Raw genomic sequence first — 12978 nt, 5'->3', positions numbered from 1 at the left:
ACCAACCCTCCGAACGATCCTCGATGGGAGCGTCCGGCAAGATGAGGAAGCGGACCGTCCATGCTGCGATTTCTGCTCATGCGCATAGCGTCGGCAATACCGGTCCTCGCCATACTGAGCCTCGTCACCTTTGCCATCATCCAGGCACCGCCTGGCGATTATGCCGACTACATCCGCTCGCAGCTGATCAACCAGGGCGGCGCCTCTTTCGCCGAGGCCGATGCGCAGGCGCAGGCCTACCGCGTCGAACACGGCCTCGATAAGCCGCTGCCCGTCCAGTATCTCAACTGGATCGGTGGCATCGTCACACGCGGCGATTTCGGCTACAGCCTCTACTACAACAAGCCGGTGGCCGATGTGGTCGGCGAGCGCCTGCCGCGCACGCTGCTCTTGGCGCTGGTCTGCCATCTGCTCGCCTCGGTGCTCGGCATCACCTTCGGCATATGGGCGGCGACAAGGCAATACACCTGGATCGACACGACCTTGTCGGCCATCTCCTTCCTTGGCATGACGGTGCCGCGCTTCCTGATGGCGCTGATCATCGTCTATCTCTTGGTCTTCCAGTTCAACGTCTCGGAGATCGGCTCGTTCTTCTCGCCGCAATATGGCGGCGCACCGTGGTCGTGGGCGAAGTTCGTCGACCTGGTCAAGCATGTCTGGCCGGTGGTCGCCATCGCCACCTTCGGCGGCCTCGCCTACAACATGCGCGTCATGCGCGGCAATCTGCTGGACACGCTCAACGCGCAATATGTCGAGACGGCGAGGGCCAAGGGCCTGACCGGCAGCGCCGTCGTCATGCGCCACGCCGTACCCAATGCGCTGCATCCGCTGGTCATGTATCAGGGCGTTGTGCTGCCCTATATGCTGACCGGCGAGATCGAGACGGCGATCATTTTCGCGCTGCCCACCGTCGGCCCAGCGATCGTCGGCTCGATGGCGGTCGGCGACGTCTATGTCACCGCCACCTTCATGATGGTGCTGTCGGCGACGCTGATCGTCGGCAACATCATCGCCGACATGCTGCTCGTCCTGCTCGATCCGCGCATCCGCCAGTATGGAGAAAGCTAGATGCTGGCCCGCGATCCATCCCCTCCACCACCGCCGGCCGAAGGGTCTATCGTCGCCAAACCGGCGCGCGGCAATGAGAGCTACATCGCGCTCGTCTGGCGCCGGCTGAAACGCTCCTGGACCGGCATGGCCGGGCTTTGGCTGGTCGTGCTGCTGCTGGTGATGGCCGTGTTCGCCGAGTTCCTGGCGCCGATGGACCCGAAGGCGACCGATGTCGGCTTCGCGCCGCCGCAACTGCCCTCCTTCCACGACAAGGACGGCAATCTCGTCGCACGGCCGAGGGTCTACGCGCTGGCCGATTCGACCGACCTCGATCCGGTGACCTTCCAGCCCATCGTCGGTCCCGATTACGACCATCCAAGGCTGCTCGGCTTTTTCGTCGAGGGCGCGCCCTACAAGCTCTTCGGGCTGATCCCGGCGGACCGGCATTTCTTCGCCTCGATGGACGGCCAGCCGGTGCATTTCCTCGGCACCGACAAGTTCGGCCGTGATGTGCTGTCGCGCGCCATTTTCGGCTCGCGCGTCTCCTTGATGATCGCGCTGACGGTGGTCTTCATCATCACTGTCATCGGCACCACCGTCGGCATGGTTTCCGGCTATTTCGGCGGCCGGTTCGATGTCTGGATGCAGCGCTTCGTCGAACTGGTGCTCGCCTTCCCGCAACTGCCGCTCTATCTGGCGCTGACGACGCTGATCCCGGTCACCGCGCCGACCAACGTCTTCCTCGCTTTCGTCATCATCGTCATGTCGGCGCTGGGCTGGGCGCAGATGTCGCGCGAAGTGCGCGGCAAGACGCTGGCGCTGGCGCGCATCGAATATGTGCGCGCCGCCATGGCGGTCGGCGCCACCGACCGGCGCATCATCCTGCAGCACATCTTCCCTAATGTGATGAGCCATGTGATCGTCGCCGTGACGCTGGCGATCCCGACGGTGGTGCTGCTCGAATCCTTCCTCGGGTTTCTCGGCTTCGCGGTTAAACCGCCGCTGATCTCCTGGGGGCTGATGCTGCAGGACACAGCGACCTATTCCGTCATCGGCACTTATCCCTGGATCCTGTCGCCGGTCGGCTTCGTGCTGATCACCGTCTTTGCCTTCAACGCGCTGGGCGACGGCCTGCGCGATGCCGTCGATCCTTATTGAGGTGGCCGGGATGACGACGATCACGTTCGCGGAACCCTTCGCACCGGCCTTCCGTCTCGACCATAACGGGCGCCACGATCAACCCATCATCGACGCGCGCAACATCGAGGTCGCCTTCAAGGTCGAACACGGCACCGTCGAGGCGGTCAAGGACGTCTCGTTCCAGCTCTATCGCGGCGAGACGATCGCCATCGTCGGCGAATCCGGTTCCGGCAAATCAGTGACGGCGCGCACGGTCATGGGGCTGTTGTCACGGCGGGCGACCGTATCGCCGCGGTCGAGTGTCGACTATTGCGGGCAAGACATCCTGAAATTCCCCGAGAGCGCGCGGCGCAAGCTGCGCGGTAACCGCATCTCGATGATCTTCCAGGAGCCGATGAGCTCGCTCAACCCGATCTACACGGTCGGCAGCCAGATCGTCGAGGCGATCAGGGTGCACCGCAAGGTGGGCCGCAGGCAAGCCTGGGCCCGCGCGCTCGAGCTCCTGCGGCATGTCCAGATTCCCGAACCGGAAGCGCGGCTGAAGCAATATCCTCACCAGCTCTCCGGCGGCCAGCGCCAGCGCGTCATGATCGCCATGGCCTTGGCAAACGATCCCGACGTGCTGATCGCCGACGAGCCGACCACGGCGCTCGACGTCACCGTCCAGGCACAGATCCTGAATCTGATCCGCAACCTGCAGAAAGAGCTCAGGATGGCGGTCATCCTGATCACCCACGACCTCACCGTGGTGCGCAAATTCTCCGACTATGTTTATGTCATGCAGCATGGCGAGATGCGCGAGCACAACGTCACCGAGCGACTGTTCGCCGAGCCGCGGCACCCTTACACGCAGCGCCTGCTCGCCTCCGAACCGCGCGGGCGGCCGCAGCCACTGCCGGAGGCAAGCGCCACCATCCTCGAAGCGAATGGCGTGCGCGTCTGCTTCATGCTGCGCCACGGTACGTTCCTGAAACCGGACTGGCGCGAACTGGTCGCCGTCGACGACCTCGGCCTGAAGCTCTGCCGCCACGAAACACTGGGCCTGGTCGGCGAATCGGGCTCCGGCAAGACCACCTTCGGCCAGGCGCTGCTGCGGCTGACCGACGCCAAGCGCGGCGAAATCCGCTTCGACGGCCAGCCAATCCACGGTCTCACGCGAGCCGAGATGCGGCCGCTGCGTGCGCGCATGCAGATCGTCTTCCAGGATCCATTCTCCTCGCTCAATCCGCGCATGACGATCGGCCAGATCATCGAGGAGGGTCTGATCGTCAACGGCATCGGCGCGACGCGGGCCGAGCGGGTCGATCGGGTGCGCGAGGCGCTGATCAGCGCCGGCATGCCGGGCGATATCCTGTCGCGCTTCCCGCACGAATTCTCGGGCGGCCAGCGGCAGCGCGTCGCGATTGCCCGCGCCATCGCGCTCGAGCCCGAATTCATCCTGCTCGACGAGCCGACATCGGCGCTGGACCTTTCCGTTCAGGCGCAGATCATCGATCTGTTGCGCAAGCTGCAGGACGAGCGCGGCCTGAGCTACCTCTTCATCTCGCATGACCTCAAGGTGGTGCGTGCGCTGTGCCACCGCGTCATCGTCATGCAGCACGGCAAGATCGTCGAGCAGGGACCTGTCGACGAGGTCCTCACCAATCCCAAGACCGCCTACACCGAACGGCTCGTCAGAGCCGCCTTCGATGTGGCCTGAACATATGCCGGAGACCAGCATGGCAAGAAATCCCAGGATCACTTTTATCGGCGCCGGCTCGACGGTGTTCATGAAGAACATCGTCGGCGACGTGCTGCAGCGGCCGGCACTTTCGGGCGCGACGATCGCGCTGATGGACATCAATCCGCAGCGGCTGGAAGAGAGCGCCGTCGTCGTCAACAAGCTGATCGCCACGCTTGGCGTGAAGGCGAAGGCCGAAACTTATTCTGACCAGCGCAAGGCGTTGACGGGCGCCGATTTCGTCGTCGTCGCCTTCCAGATCGGTGGCTACGAGCCCTGTACCGTCACCGACTTCGAGGTGCCGAAGAAATATGGCCTACGCCAGACCATCGCCGACACGCTCGGCGTCGGCGGCATCATGCGGGGCCTCAGGACCGTGCCGCATCTATGGAAGATCTGCGAGGATATGCTCGCCGTCTGCCCCGAGGCGATCATGTTGCAATACGTCAACCCGATGGCGATCAACACCTGGGCGATAGCGGAGAAATACCCTGACATCCGGCAGGTCGGCCTCTGCCATTCGGTGCAAGGCACGGCGATGGAACTGGCGCATGATCTCGACCTTCCCTATGACGAGATCCGCTACCGCTCGGCCGGCATCAACCACATGGCCTTCTATCTGAGGTTCGAGCATCGCCAGCCGGACGGATCCTATCGCGACCTCTATCCGGATCTCGTGCGCGCCTACCGTGAAGGCCGCGCGCCAAAGCCCGGCTGGAACCCGCGCTGCCCCAACAAGGTGCGTTACGAGATGCTGACCCGGCTCGGCTATTTCGTCACTGAGAGCTCGGAGCATTTCGCCGAATACACGCCCTATTTCATCAAGGACGGCCGCCCCGATTTGATCGAGAAATACGGCATCCCCCTCGATGAATATCCCAAGCGCTGCATCGAACAGATCGAGCGCTGGAAAGACCAGGCGCAGGCCTATAGCTCGGCCCAGCGCATCGAGGTCGAGGAGTCCAGGGAGTATGCCTCCTCGATCATGAACTCGGTCTGGACCGGCGAGCCGTCGGTGATCTACGGCAATGTCCGCAACAATGGCTGCATCACCTCGCTGCCCCGCGATTGCGCCGCCGAGGTGCCGTGCCTGGTCGATGCCTCCGGCATCCAGCCGACCTATATCGGCGACCTGCCGCCGCAACTGACGGCACTGATGCGCACCAACATCAACGTCCAGGAACTGACGGTGCGGGCGCTGATGAGCGAGAACCGCGAGCATATCTACCACGCGGCGATGATGGACCCACACACGGCGGCCGAACTCGATCTCGACCAGATCTGGTCACTGGTCGATGATCTGCTCGCCGCTCACGGCGACTGGCTGCCGGCCTGGGCACGCGTGAAGCGCAAGACGGAAGCCGCCTGATCCAGCGGCTTCTGCCTCATTTCGGCTCGTCGGCGTCGGGCTCTTCCTCGTCGTCGCGGGCCTTGATGACATAGGCGCCCTTCAGCCAGCGGTTGAGGTCGATGTCCTTGCAGCGCGTCGAGCAGAATGGATAGGTTTCGCGCGCCGAGGGCTTGCCGCATTCGGGGCAAGGGCGCTTGGGCCGCAGCGGCGTGACCTTGTCGTCGAGGCTCATGGCCGCGCCGACGACCAATTTTGATGGGTCTTGAAACCTTCGCCCGATAGCAGCGCTACCGTCTCATAGAGCGGCAGGCCGACGATGTTGGTGTAGGAGCCGACCAACTTGACGACGAAGGCGCCGGCGAGGCCCTGGACGGCGTAACCGCCGGCCTTGCCGCGCCATTCACCCGAGGCGACATAGGCGTCGATCTCCTCGCGGGGCAGCCGCTTGAAACGCACCCGCGTCTCGACCAGCCGCTGGCGCAGCTTGCCGCCCGGGGTGATCAGGCAGATGCCGGAATAGACACGGTGCGAACGGCCGGACAACAGCCCGAGGCAGTTGGCGGCATCATCGAGCGTTTCGGCCTTGGGCAGGATGCGCCGGCCGACCGCGACCACCGTGTCGGCGGCCAGCACGAAGCTTGGCGCATGCTCCGTCTCTGCCTTCAGCGACGCGAACGCCTTCTCGGCCTTTTCCTTCGACAGCCGCTTGGCCAGCGAACGTGGATGCTCGGCACGCAGCGGCGTTTCGTCGATATCGGCTGGCAGGATCCGGTCCGGCTCGATGCCGGCCTGCTGCAAGAGTTCGATGCGGCGCGGCGAACCCGAGGCAAGCACCAGCTTCTGCAAAATGCTCATCGCGAACCAGTCGGGCCTTGATCTTACTTGAAGCGGTAGGTGATGCGGCCCTTGGTCAGGTCGTATGGCGTCATCTCAACCAGAACCTTGTCGCCGGTCAGCACGCGGATGCGGTTCTTGCGCATGCGGCCGGCCGTATGGGCGATGATTTCGTGTTCGTTTTCGAGCTTTACCCGGAACATCGCGTTGGGCAACAATTCCGTCACGACACCCGGAAACTCGAGGACTTCTTCCTTCGGCATTCGATACCTTTGCTTGGATGGCAGTTCCGGCGCTCTATTTGTTTGATCTAGAGGCGGATTCAGATACCAGGTCGAACAGACCTGAAATCATCCGACTCTAGCCGGAATTTCGGCGGAACCTATATGATAATCGTGCGCTTGTGAACACGCTTAATCCGTTGCGTTTTTTGCGTCTGAAGGCAGAAAACGTCGGCTTATGCGCAACTTCAGCCGCTCGCGCACGTCGCGGTAGGCCGCCATGATCTGCTCGCGCGTGCCGCCGGCACCGGTAGGGTCCTGTGTCGGCCAGTATTCGACCTCGACGGCGAGCGAGCGGGTGAGCTCCAGCGCGGCATGGTGCGCCTCCGGCGCCAGCGTGACGATCAGGTCGAAATAGCCGTCCTCGAGGTCGTCCAGCGTCCTGGGATGGCGTTCGCCCAGAGTCAGGCCATCCTCGGCCAGCACCGCGTCGACGAACGGGTCACGCTCGCCGGCGCGCACGCCGGCCGAGGCGACGAAAATGGTGGCGGGCAACATCCGTCGCGCCAGTTGCTCGGCCATCGGCGAGCGCACGGCATTCATGCCGCACAGGAACAGGATCGAGCGGGGCAGGGCGCCGGGTACCAGGGCTAGCCCCGCCAGTGCAGCACGCAGACCAGCGTGAACAGCCGTCGCGCCGTGTCGAAGTCGATTTCGATCTTGCCGGCGAGCCGGTCCATCAACGTCTGCGAACCTTCATTGTGCAAACCGCGCCGACCCATGTCGATCGCCTCGATATGGCTCGGCGTCGAGGACCGGATGGCGTCGTAATAGCTTTCGCAGATCATGTAGTAATCCTTGACGATGCGCCGGAGCGGCGTCAGCGACAGGATGTGAGTGACTACCGCGGTGCCATCCTCGCGCGCCACGGCGAAGACCAGGCGCTGCTCGGCCAGGGACAGTTTCAGCCGGTAGGGACCGGCGCCGCTGTCGTTGACGGGCTGGAAACTGTTCTCCTCGATCAGGTCGAAGATGGCCACCGCCCGCTCATGCTCGACATCGGGCGTCGAACGGCCGATCGATTCATCGAGTTCGACATCGATCAGCTTTGCGCTATGACCGGAGCCCGTCATCGCAGCCTACATGTTCAGCCGTATGGCGACGGAGCGGCCATGCGCGTCGAGGCCTTCCGCCTTGGCAAGCGTGATCGCCGGCGGCGCCAGCAGGCGCAATTGCTCCGGCCCGAGTTTCAGCACCGAGGTGCGCTTGACGAAGTCGAGCACCGACAGGCCAGACGAGAAGCGCGCCGAGCGCGCGGTCGGCAGCACGTGGTTGGAGCCGCCGACATAGTCGCCGATGGCCTCCGGCGTGTGGCGGCCGAGAAAGACGGCGCCGGCATTGCGCATCCGCGCCAGGAAGCCTTCGGCATCGTCGATGGCCAGCTCGACATGTTCGGCCGCGATGCGGTCGACCAGCGGCAGCGCGGCCTCGATGGTCGCGACCTCGATCACCGCGCCGAAATCGCGCCAGCTCGCCGCCGCCGTCTCGCCGCGCGGCAGGCTCCGCAACTGGCGTTCGACCGCCTGTTCGACCGCTTTGCCGAGGGCCGGATCGTCGGTGATCAGGATCGATTGCGCCGACACGTCGTGTTCGGCCTGGGCGAGCAGGTCGGCCGCGATCCAGTCCGGATTGTTGTTGCCGTCGGCCACCACGAGCACTTCCGAAGGGCCGGCGATCATGTCGATGCCGACCGTGCCGAACACCTGGCGCTTGGCCGCCGCGACATACGCATTGCCGGGGCCGACCACCTTGGCCACCGGCTTTATCGTTTCGGTGCCATAGGCGAGGGCAGCGATCGCCTGGGCGCCGCCGACGCGATAGATTTCGCTGACGCCTGCAATATCGGCGGCCACCAGCACCAGCGGCGGTATGGCGCCGCCGGTGGCGGGCACGCAGATGGCGATGCGGTCGACGCCGGCAACCTTGGCCGGTATGGCATTCATCAGCACCGAGCTCGGATAGCTCGCGGTGCCGCCCGGCACGTAGAGGCCGACGGCCTCGATCGCCGTCCAGCGCCAGCCGAGCTCCACCCCGGCGGCATCGGTATAGCGATTGTCCTTCGGAAGCTGCTGCTCGTGATAGGCGCGAATGCGGTCGCGCGCGAATTCGAGCGCCTTGATTGTCTGCGCATCGGCGCCGTCATAGGCGCGGGCGATTTCGGCCTTCGAGACGGCAATGCCGACGCTCTTCAAGTCGGCGCGATCGAATCGGCTGGAATAATCGAGCAGCGCCGCATCGCCCTCGGCGCGTACCCGCGCGATGATTTCGCGCACCGCGGCCTCGACATCGGCGGATACTTCCCGCTTGGTCGTCAGGAAGGCGGCGAAGCGCTGCTCGAAATCGGCGTCGGACTGGCGGAGCGTGATGGCCATCGGTCGCTCAAGCCTTGTGGACGGGGCGTGACGTGGCTTCCCACGCGCCGCCGATGTCGGCGAGGCGAGCCTCGATGCACTCGACATCGAGCATGATGGTGCCGCCGCCCGAAAAGATCAGCTCGACGATGCCAGCGGGCTTGCTGATCTCGATGAAGCTGATGGCCAGCAGTGACAGCACCTCGGCCGGCTTGTCGCGGGCGATGCCGTTGGTCTTGGCGCCCAGCACCCGGTCGAAATGCAGCACGGCCTGCCGCCGCTCATTGTGCTGGCGAAACAGGCCCGACTTCGCCTCCCAGACGAAACGGTTCATGGTCAGCACGAAGCGCTTGGCCGCGGGCAGGAATTCCATGTCACTGACTTTCAGCACGGCGTCCTGGACATGGGCCGAAACGATGCTCAGATCCTGATCGTCGAGCGCGATGAGCTTGAGGGCTGCCATGCGGATTTCGCACCTGAAGGTTGACTCTTGGGCCTTCTGTTATGCGGTCTTTCCGGCGGGTGCAACCGCGACACGACTTCAGCCCGAGGCAATTGCCTCGAGTTTGGATATTGGCAGGGGCGATCAGGCAGTACGGAGCACTCTCCTTCGAGGTTGCCGCCGTCCGATCGTCAGGCGGAAATCCGCTCGATCACCGCGCCACAGTTGGACAGCTTTTCCTCCAGCCGCTCGAAGCCGCGGTCGAGATGGTAGACGCGGTTGACCGTGGTCTCGCCCTCGGCAGCAAGGCCGGCGATGACCAGCGACACCGAAGCGCGAAGATCGGTGGCCATGACCGGCGCACCTTTCAGCTTCGCCACGCCGTCGACGATCGCCGTCTGGCCCGAAAGCGTGATGTGGGCGCCGAGCCGGGCCAGTTCCTGGACGTGCATGAAGCGGTTCTCGAAGATCGTCTCGGTGATGCGCGACTTGCCCTTGGCCATGGTCATCAGGCCCATGAACTGCGCCTGCAGATCGGTAGGGAAGGCCGGGAAGGGCGCCGTCGTCACGTCGACCGGCGAAATGCCGGCGCCGTTGCGCTTGACGCGAATGCCGGAATTGGTCTGCGTGATCTCCGCGCCAGTCTGCGAAATCACGTCCAGCGCTGTCTGCAGCAGCTCCGGCCGCGCGCCCTCGAGCACGACGTCGCCGCCGGTCATGGCGACGGCCATGGCATAGGTGCCGGTCTCGATGCGGTCGGGGATGACGCGCACGCGCGCCCCCGACAGCGATTCGACGCCGTCGATGGTGATGGTCGGGCTGCCGGCGCCGGAAATCCTGGCCCCCATGGCGTTGAGGCATTCGGCGAGGTTGACGATTTCGGGCTCGCAGGCGGCGTTTTCCAGCACCGTCTCGCCCTTGGCCAGCGAAGCCGCCATCATCAGCACATGGGTGGCGCCGACCGAGACCTTGGGGAACACATAGCGGTTGCCGATCAGGCGGCCATTCTTGGTCTTGGCGATGACATAGCCGGTGTCGACGTCGAGATCGGCGCCGAGCGCCTGCAGGCCTTCGAGGAACAGGTCGACCGGGCGCGTGCCGATGGCGCAGCCGCCGGGCAGCGACACCTTGGCCTCGCCCATGCGGGCCAGCAGCGGCCCGATCACCCAGAACGATGCCCGCATCTTCGACACCAGTTCGTAAGGCGCCGTCGTGTCGACGATGTTGCGGGCGGAGAAGTTGATGGTGCGCGAATAGCCTTCATTCTGCTTTTCGCGGCGGCCATTGACCGAGTAATCGACGCCGTGATTGCCGAGGATCCGGATCAGCTGCTCGACATCGGCCAGATGCGGCACGTTTTCGAGCGTCAGCGTGTCGTCGGTCAAAAGCGAGGCGATCATCAGTGGCAGGGCCGCGTTTTTCGCGCCCGAGATCGGAATGCTTCCGGCAAGCTTGTTGCCGCCGACAATTCTGATGCGATCCATGGAAAAGTCCCTCTCGGCCAAAAAAGCCGGTTCAATCGTTTGAGTATCGGCCCGTCTAGACCATTGGCCACTCTGGTTCAAGAAATAGGATTTCGCCCACCCCGAGCCAAGAGTGGCCGATTTGAGTTAATCTTTCTGCATTTCCTTTGCCGAAGCGAGCCCATCCGGCCGCTGGTCGGCCTCGCCGATACGGCGCGAGCGAGACTGCGCCTTGCGTTTCTGCAGATTGGCGCGCAACTGCTCGGCGAGGCGGTCCTTGCGGTCCGTGCCGCCTTTTTTCGCTGGATTTGCCTTGTCGCCCATCGTTCCGCCCCGGCTGGCTCATAGCCGATACCCCATTCAGGAATAGCCAACATTGTGGCGCTGCCATGTCATTGAAAGCTATCCGGCAAAGGCTTTCACAGAAGCGTTGTTCTTGGCCTTGCGCTTGCCGGTTCGATATGGCAGAAGCCCCGCCATCGGCGGCTGCGGTAGCTCAGTGGTAGAGCACTCCCTTGGTAAGGGAGAGGTCGAGAGTTCAATCCTCTCTCGCAGCACCAGATTTCCCCAGTTCTTTCAATTGCCTGCTCTGGTGCGCCGGCTAATGTCAACTGTTGAGATGCGCCAGTTCGAAGCCGGCTTCATCCTGCGCGTCGGACAGGTGCTGTTCGGCGGACCGGAACATGTCCGAGAACTCCATCTCGTTCTCCAGCATCACGCCGCCAACCTTGATGGCGAGGACATCCTCGGTTCCCTTGGGCGCGAAATAGACTTGCGCGACACGCCTCCGGATACGCTCGCCGATTTCCTCGGCCTCTGCTTCGGTCGCGCCAGCAAGGAAGACCCCGAACATCGAAGCGCCGATGCGTCCGATCAGATCCTCCTCGCGCACCGATGATTGAATGGTCGAGACGATGAGCCGCAAGGCCTCGTCGCCCCATTCGAGGCCAAAGCGCATGTTGATGGACCGAAGGTGTTCGGGATGAATGATCAGGAAGGCGCCCGAGCGTGGTCCTGGCCCCGATCGCCTGGCCGCCCGCCGTTCGACCATCGACGTGAAAACCGGCCCGTTCAGGCAGCCCGTCAGCCCATCATAGGTCCCGGACCTGTTGAGTTCCTGCTGGTAGCGGCGGATTTCGACCCGGTTCCAGCCGATCAGCGCGAACAGCGGCAGACCGATGATCACCGGCAGCAGCCCGGCGGTGACCATGCTGCGGCCAAACGGCGTCAGCGCATCGCTGAACAAGAGCAGGTAGTTGAGGCCAAGGGAAAGGCCGAGGCTCCCGGCGGTTCCCAGGAATGCCAGCCATGCAACGTGCTTCCAGGGCTCGGCAGTGGCGGTCGCCATCGGTTTCGTCATTGGCAAATCTCCCGTCAGGTCGGCTGGTATATAAGGCCTGGCTACCGTAATTTCGGTTTCGCCGAACCGTACAATTTGATGAAAAAAGGCCAAATGGGTCTTCACCAGGCTCCGGACGAAGCCAGTTTGCCGGGAAACACAGCGCATTGACGGCCAGGTGAAACGTCGGGGATTGCTGAACAATCGGTGCCTGACGCGGCCGATCTGTCCCTGTCGTCTGCGACTGCGGCGACCGGGACTTCCCGGCCTCCTCTATCGCGGCGGCCCGAAGACACCCATCCCGGCATCCCTGGCAACTGCTTCCGCCTTGCCGTAGATGCCGCCCGGCAGCGCCATCGCCCAGCCATTGGCGACAAGCCAGGCGCCGACATCCTGCTTGCCCAGCCGGCACGGTGCGGCGATGGCGAAACGCTCGGTTTCCGGCGGCAGAAAACAGTTGAGCGCGCGGCCCCGCAGCCAGGCATTGAAGGCCGCGCGGGCCCGCTGGCCGCAGGGCCAGGTCTCGTCGCGAAACGAACAGGTCTGGTCGACGTCGATGTCCTGAGCCCCGCTGATGGTCACCTTCCACCCCATCGATTCGAACGTCGCCGACGATGTTGCGATCGGACTGTAGAGCCGGGTTTCGCGCCAGTCCTTCGGCATCGGTGTCCTGGGACGGACCGCTAGTCCCAGGTCTCCGAGCGGCGGCCGCGCTTCGATCCGCTCGATTTCCGACAGGTCGACCGGCGGTGGGGCGATCAGGCTCTCGGCGATCCGCCGTGCCGGTTCCTGCAATTGCCTGTTACGAATGGCCGCATCTGCCTGTTTCGCCGGCTTGCCGGCAGTTTCCAGGGATGGCGCGGGGACCGGCCGATCAAGAGTAGGCAAGGCTCCGGCCCACATGATCAGGACAATTCCGACCATGAGCTCGAGGCTTCCGATTGCAAGGCGGGCATGCCAGCCCATCAGGCGAGTGCTGCGTTCGAGCAACGTTCCGCCAGCAGCCG

The 12978-nt window shown here is 64.0% G+C and carries 15 protein-coding genes and 1 tRNA gene; 5 read left to right on the top strand and 11 right to left on the bottom strand.

The features are described 5' to 3' along the window. The first annotated feature begins 60 nt into the window (after positions 1-60). Genes EB233_RS28600 through melA form a run of 4 tightly spaced genes read left to right on the top strand, consistent with a single transcriptional unit; the run spans position 61 to position 5279 of the window. Entirely contained in the window at positions 61-1068 is a 1008-nt protein-coding gene (locus EB233_RS28600) for an ABC transporter permease (protein WP_027056270.1), read from the top strand. Beyond that, a complete protein-coding gene (locus tag EB233_RS28595; RefSeq protein ID WP_064991279.1) occupies positions 1069-2208 on the top strand; it encodes an ABC transporter permease in 1140 nt (379 codons plus the stop codon). Positions 2209-2218: 10 nt separating this feature from the next. Then, a complete protein-coding gene (locus EB233_RS28590; protein WP_064991376.1) occupies positions 2219-3889 on the top strand; it encodes an ABC transporter ATP-binding protein in 1671 nt (556 codons plus the stop codon). Between the two features lie 19 nt (positions 3890-3908). Further along, positions 3909-5279 carry an alpha-glucosidase/alpha-galactosidase gene (melA, locus tag EB233_RS28585; RefSeq protein WP_064991375.1) on the top strand — a complete coding sequence of 457 codons (1371 nt, stop codon included), beginning with the start codon at positions 3909-3911 and terminating at the stop codon, positions 5277-5279. Between the two features lie 16 nt (positions 5280-5295). On the opposite strand, the gene yacG is transcribed toward melA, so the two are convergent. The 9 genes from yacG to EB233_RS28540 all read right to left on the bottom strand — a co-directional run bounded on the left by yacG (position 5296) and on the right by EB233_RS28540 (position 10956). Continuing rightward, on the bottom strand, positions 5296-5493 hold the full coding sequence (gene yacG, locus EB233_RS28580) for a DNA gyrase inhibitor YacG (RefSeq protein ID WP_064991377.1): 198 nt from the start codon (positions 5491-5493) through the stop codon (positions 5296-5298). Continuing rightward, positions 5490-6116, bottom strand: a complete 627-nt coding sequence (locus EB233_RS28575; protein ID WP_064991280.1) for a Maf-like protein — start codon at positions 6114-6116, stop codon at positions 5490-5492. Before EB233_RS28575 ends, yacG begins: the two co-directional genes overlap by 4 nt. 23 nt (positions 6117-6139) lie before the next feature. Then, positions 6140-6358 (bottom strand): translation initiation factor IF-1, encoded by a 219-nt coding sequence (infA, locus tag EB233_RS28570; protein ID WP_006200926.1) that lies wholly within the window; start codon positions 6356-6358, stop codon positions 6140-6142. 150 nt (positions 6359-6508) lie between these two features. After that, entirely contained in the window at positions 6509-6919 is a 411-nt protein-coding gene (locus EB233_RS28565; protein WP_064991281.1) for an arsenate-mycothiol transferase ArsC, read from the bottom strand. Positions 6920-6966: 47 nt separating this feature from the next. Continuing rightward, a complete protein-coding gene (locus tag EB233_RS28560; RefSeq protein WP_064991282.1) occupies positions 6967-7449 on the bottom strand; it encodes a UPF0262 family protein in 483 nt (160 codons plus the stop codon). Positions 7450-7455: 6 nt separating this feature from the next. Then, entirely contained in the window at positions 7456-8748 is a 1293-nt protein-coding gene (hisD, locus tag EB233_RS28555; RefSeq protein ID WP_064991283.1) for a histidinol dehydrogenase, read from the bottom strand. A gap of 7 nt (positions 8749-8755) precedes the next feature. Continuing rightward, the gene (locus tag EB233_RS28550; protein ID WP_027056261.1) at positions 8756-9190 is read right to left on the bottom strand and encodes a DUF2948 family protein; all 435 of its coding nucleotides are present in this window, start codon (positions 9188-9190) and stop codon (positions 8756-8758) included. A gap of 170 nt (positions 9191-9360) precedes the next feature. Then, positions 9361-10653, bottom strand: coding sequence for a UDP-N-acetylglucosamine 1-carboxyvinyltransferase (gene murA, locus EB233_RS28545; RefSeq protein WP_064991284.1), 1293 nt, complete (start codon positions 10651-10653; stop codon positions 9361-9363). A 126-nt stretch (positions 10654-10779) separates the two neighbouring features. Beyond that, positions 10780-10956, bottom strand: coding sequence for a hypothetical protein (locus EB233_RS28540; RefSeq protein ID WP_081294253.1), 177 nt, complete (start codon positions 10954-10956; stop codon positions 10780-10782). A 161-nt stretch (positions 10957-11117) separates the two neighbouring features. Between EB233_RS28540 and EB233_RS28535 the strand changes: the two genes are divergently transcribed. Then, a tRNA-Thr gene (locus tag EB233_RS28535) sits at positions 11118-11192 on the top strand. A gap of 47 nt (positions 11193-11239) precedes the next feature. Here EB233_RS28535 and EB233_RS28530 read toward each other — a convergent pair. Further along, complete coding sequence (locus EB233_RS28530; RefSeq protein ID WP_244277779.1) at positions 11240-11992, bottom strand: GGDEF domain-containing protein; 753 nt, start codon at positions 11990-11992, stop codon at positions 11240-11242. 252 nt (positions 11993-12244) lie between these two features. Further along, entirely contained in the window at positions 12245-12895 is a 651-nt protein-coding gene (locus EB233_RS28525) for a thermonuclease family protein (RefSeq protein ID WP_244277780.1), read from the bottom strand. Positions 12896-12978 lie beyond the last annotated feature (83 nt).

Origin of the sequence: Mesorhizobium erdmanii, from assembly GCF_013170725.1 — a bacterium.
GTDB lineage: Bacteria > Pseudomonadota > Alphaproteobacteria > Rhizobiales > Rhizobiaceae > Mesorhizobium > Mesorhizobium erdmanii.
This window is presented reverse-complemented; position numbering and strand designations above follow the sequence as displayed.

Excerpts from the sequence above, each read along its gene's own strand:
- EB233_RS28540 (WP_081294253.1), bottom strand. The coding sequence starts at position 10,956 with ATGGGCGACAAGGCAAATCCAGCGAAAAAAGGCGGCACGGACCGCAAG.
- EB233_RS28590 (WP_064991376.1), top strand. The coding sequence starts at position 2,219 with ATGACGACGATCACGTTCGCGGAACCCTTCGCACCGGCCTTCCGTCTC.
- murA (WP_064991284.1), bottom strand. The coding sequence starts at position 10,653 with ATGGATCGCATCAGAATTGTCGGCGGCAACAAGCTTGCCGGAAGCATT.
- EB233_RS28595 (WP_064991279.1), top strand. The coding sequence starts at position 1,069 with ATGCTGGCCCGCGATCCATCCCCTCCACCACCGCCGGCCGAAGGGTCT.
- EB233_RS28600 (WP_027056270.1), top strand. The coding sequence starts at position 61 with ATGCTGCGATTTCTGCTCATGCGCATAGCGTCGGCAATACCGGTCCTC.
- EB233_RS28525 (WP_244277780.1), bottom strand. The coding sequence starts at position 12,895 with ATGGTCGGAATTGTCCTGATCATGTGGGCCGGAGCCTTGCCTACTCTT.
- EB233_RS28530 (WP_244277779.1), bottom strand. The coding sequence starts at position 11,992 with ATGACGAAACCGATGGCGACCGCCACTGCCGAGCCCTGGAAGCACGTT.
- infA (WP_006200926.1), bottom strand. The coding sequence starts at position 6,358 with ATGCCGAAGGAAGAAGTCCTCGAGTTTCCGGGTGTCGTGACGGAATTG.
- EB233_RS28550 (WP_027056261.1), bottom strand. The coding sequence starts at position 9,190 with ATGGCAGCCCTCAAGCTCATCGCGCTCGACGATCAGGATCTGAGCATC.
- EB233_RS28560 (WP_064991282.1), bottom strand. The coding sequence starts at position 7,449 with ATGACGGGCTCCGGTCATAGCGCAAAGCTGATCGATGTCGAACTCGAT.
- hisD (WP_064991283.1), bottom strand. The coding sequence starts at position 8,748 with ATGGCCATCACGCTCCGCCAGTCCGACGCCGATTTCGAGCAGCGCTTC.
- EB233_RS28575 (WP_064991280.1), bottom strand. The coding sequence starts at position 6,116 with ATGAGCATTTTGCAGAAGCTGGTGCTTGCCTCGGGTTCGCCGCGCCGC.
- melA (WP_064991375.1), top strand. The coding sequence starts at position 3,909 with ATGGCAAGAAATCCCAGGATCACTTTTATCGGCGCCGGCTCGACGGTG.
- EB233_RS28565 (WP_064991281.1), bottom strand. The coding sequence starts at position 6,919 with ATGAATGCCGTGCGCTCGCCGATGGCCGAGCAACTGGCGCGACGGATG.
- yacG (WP_064991377.1), bottom strand. The coding sequence starts at position 5,493 with ATGAGCCTCGACGACAAGGTCACGCCGCTGCGGCCCAAGCGCCCTTGC.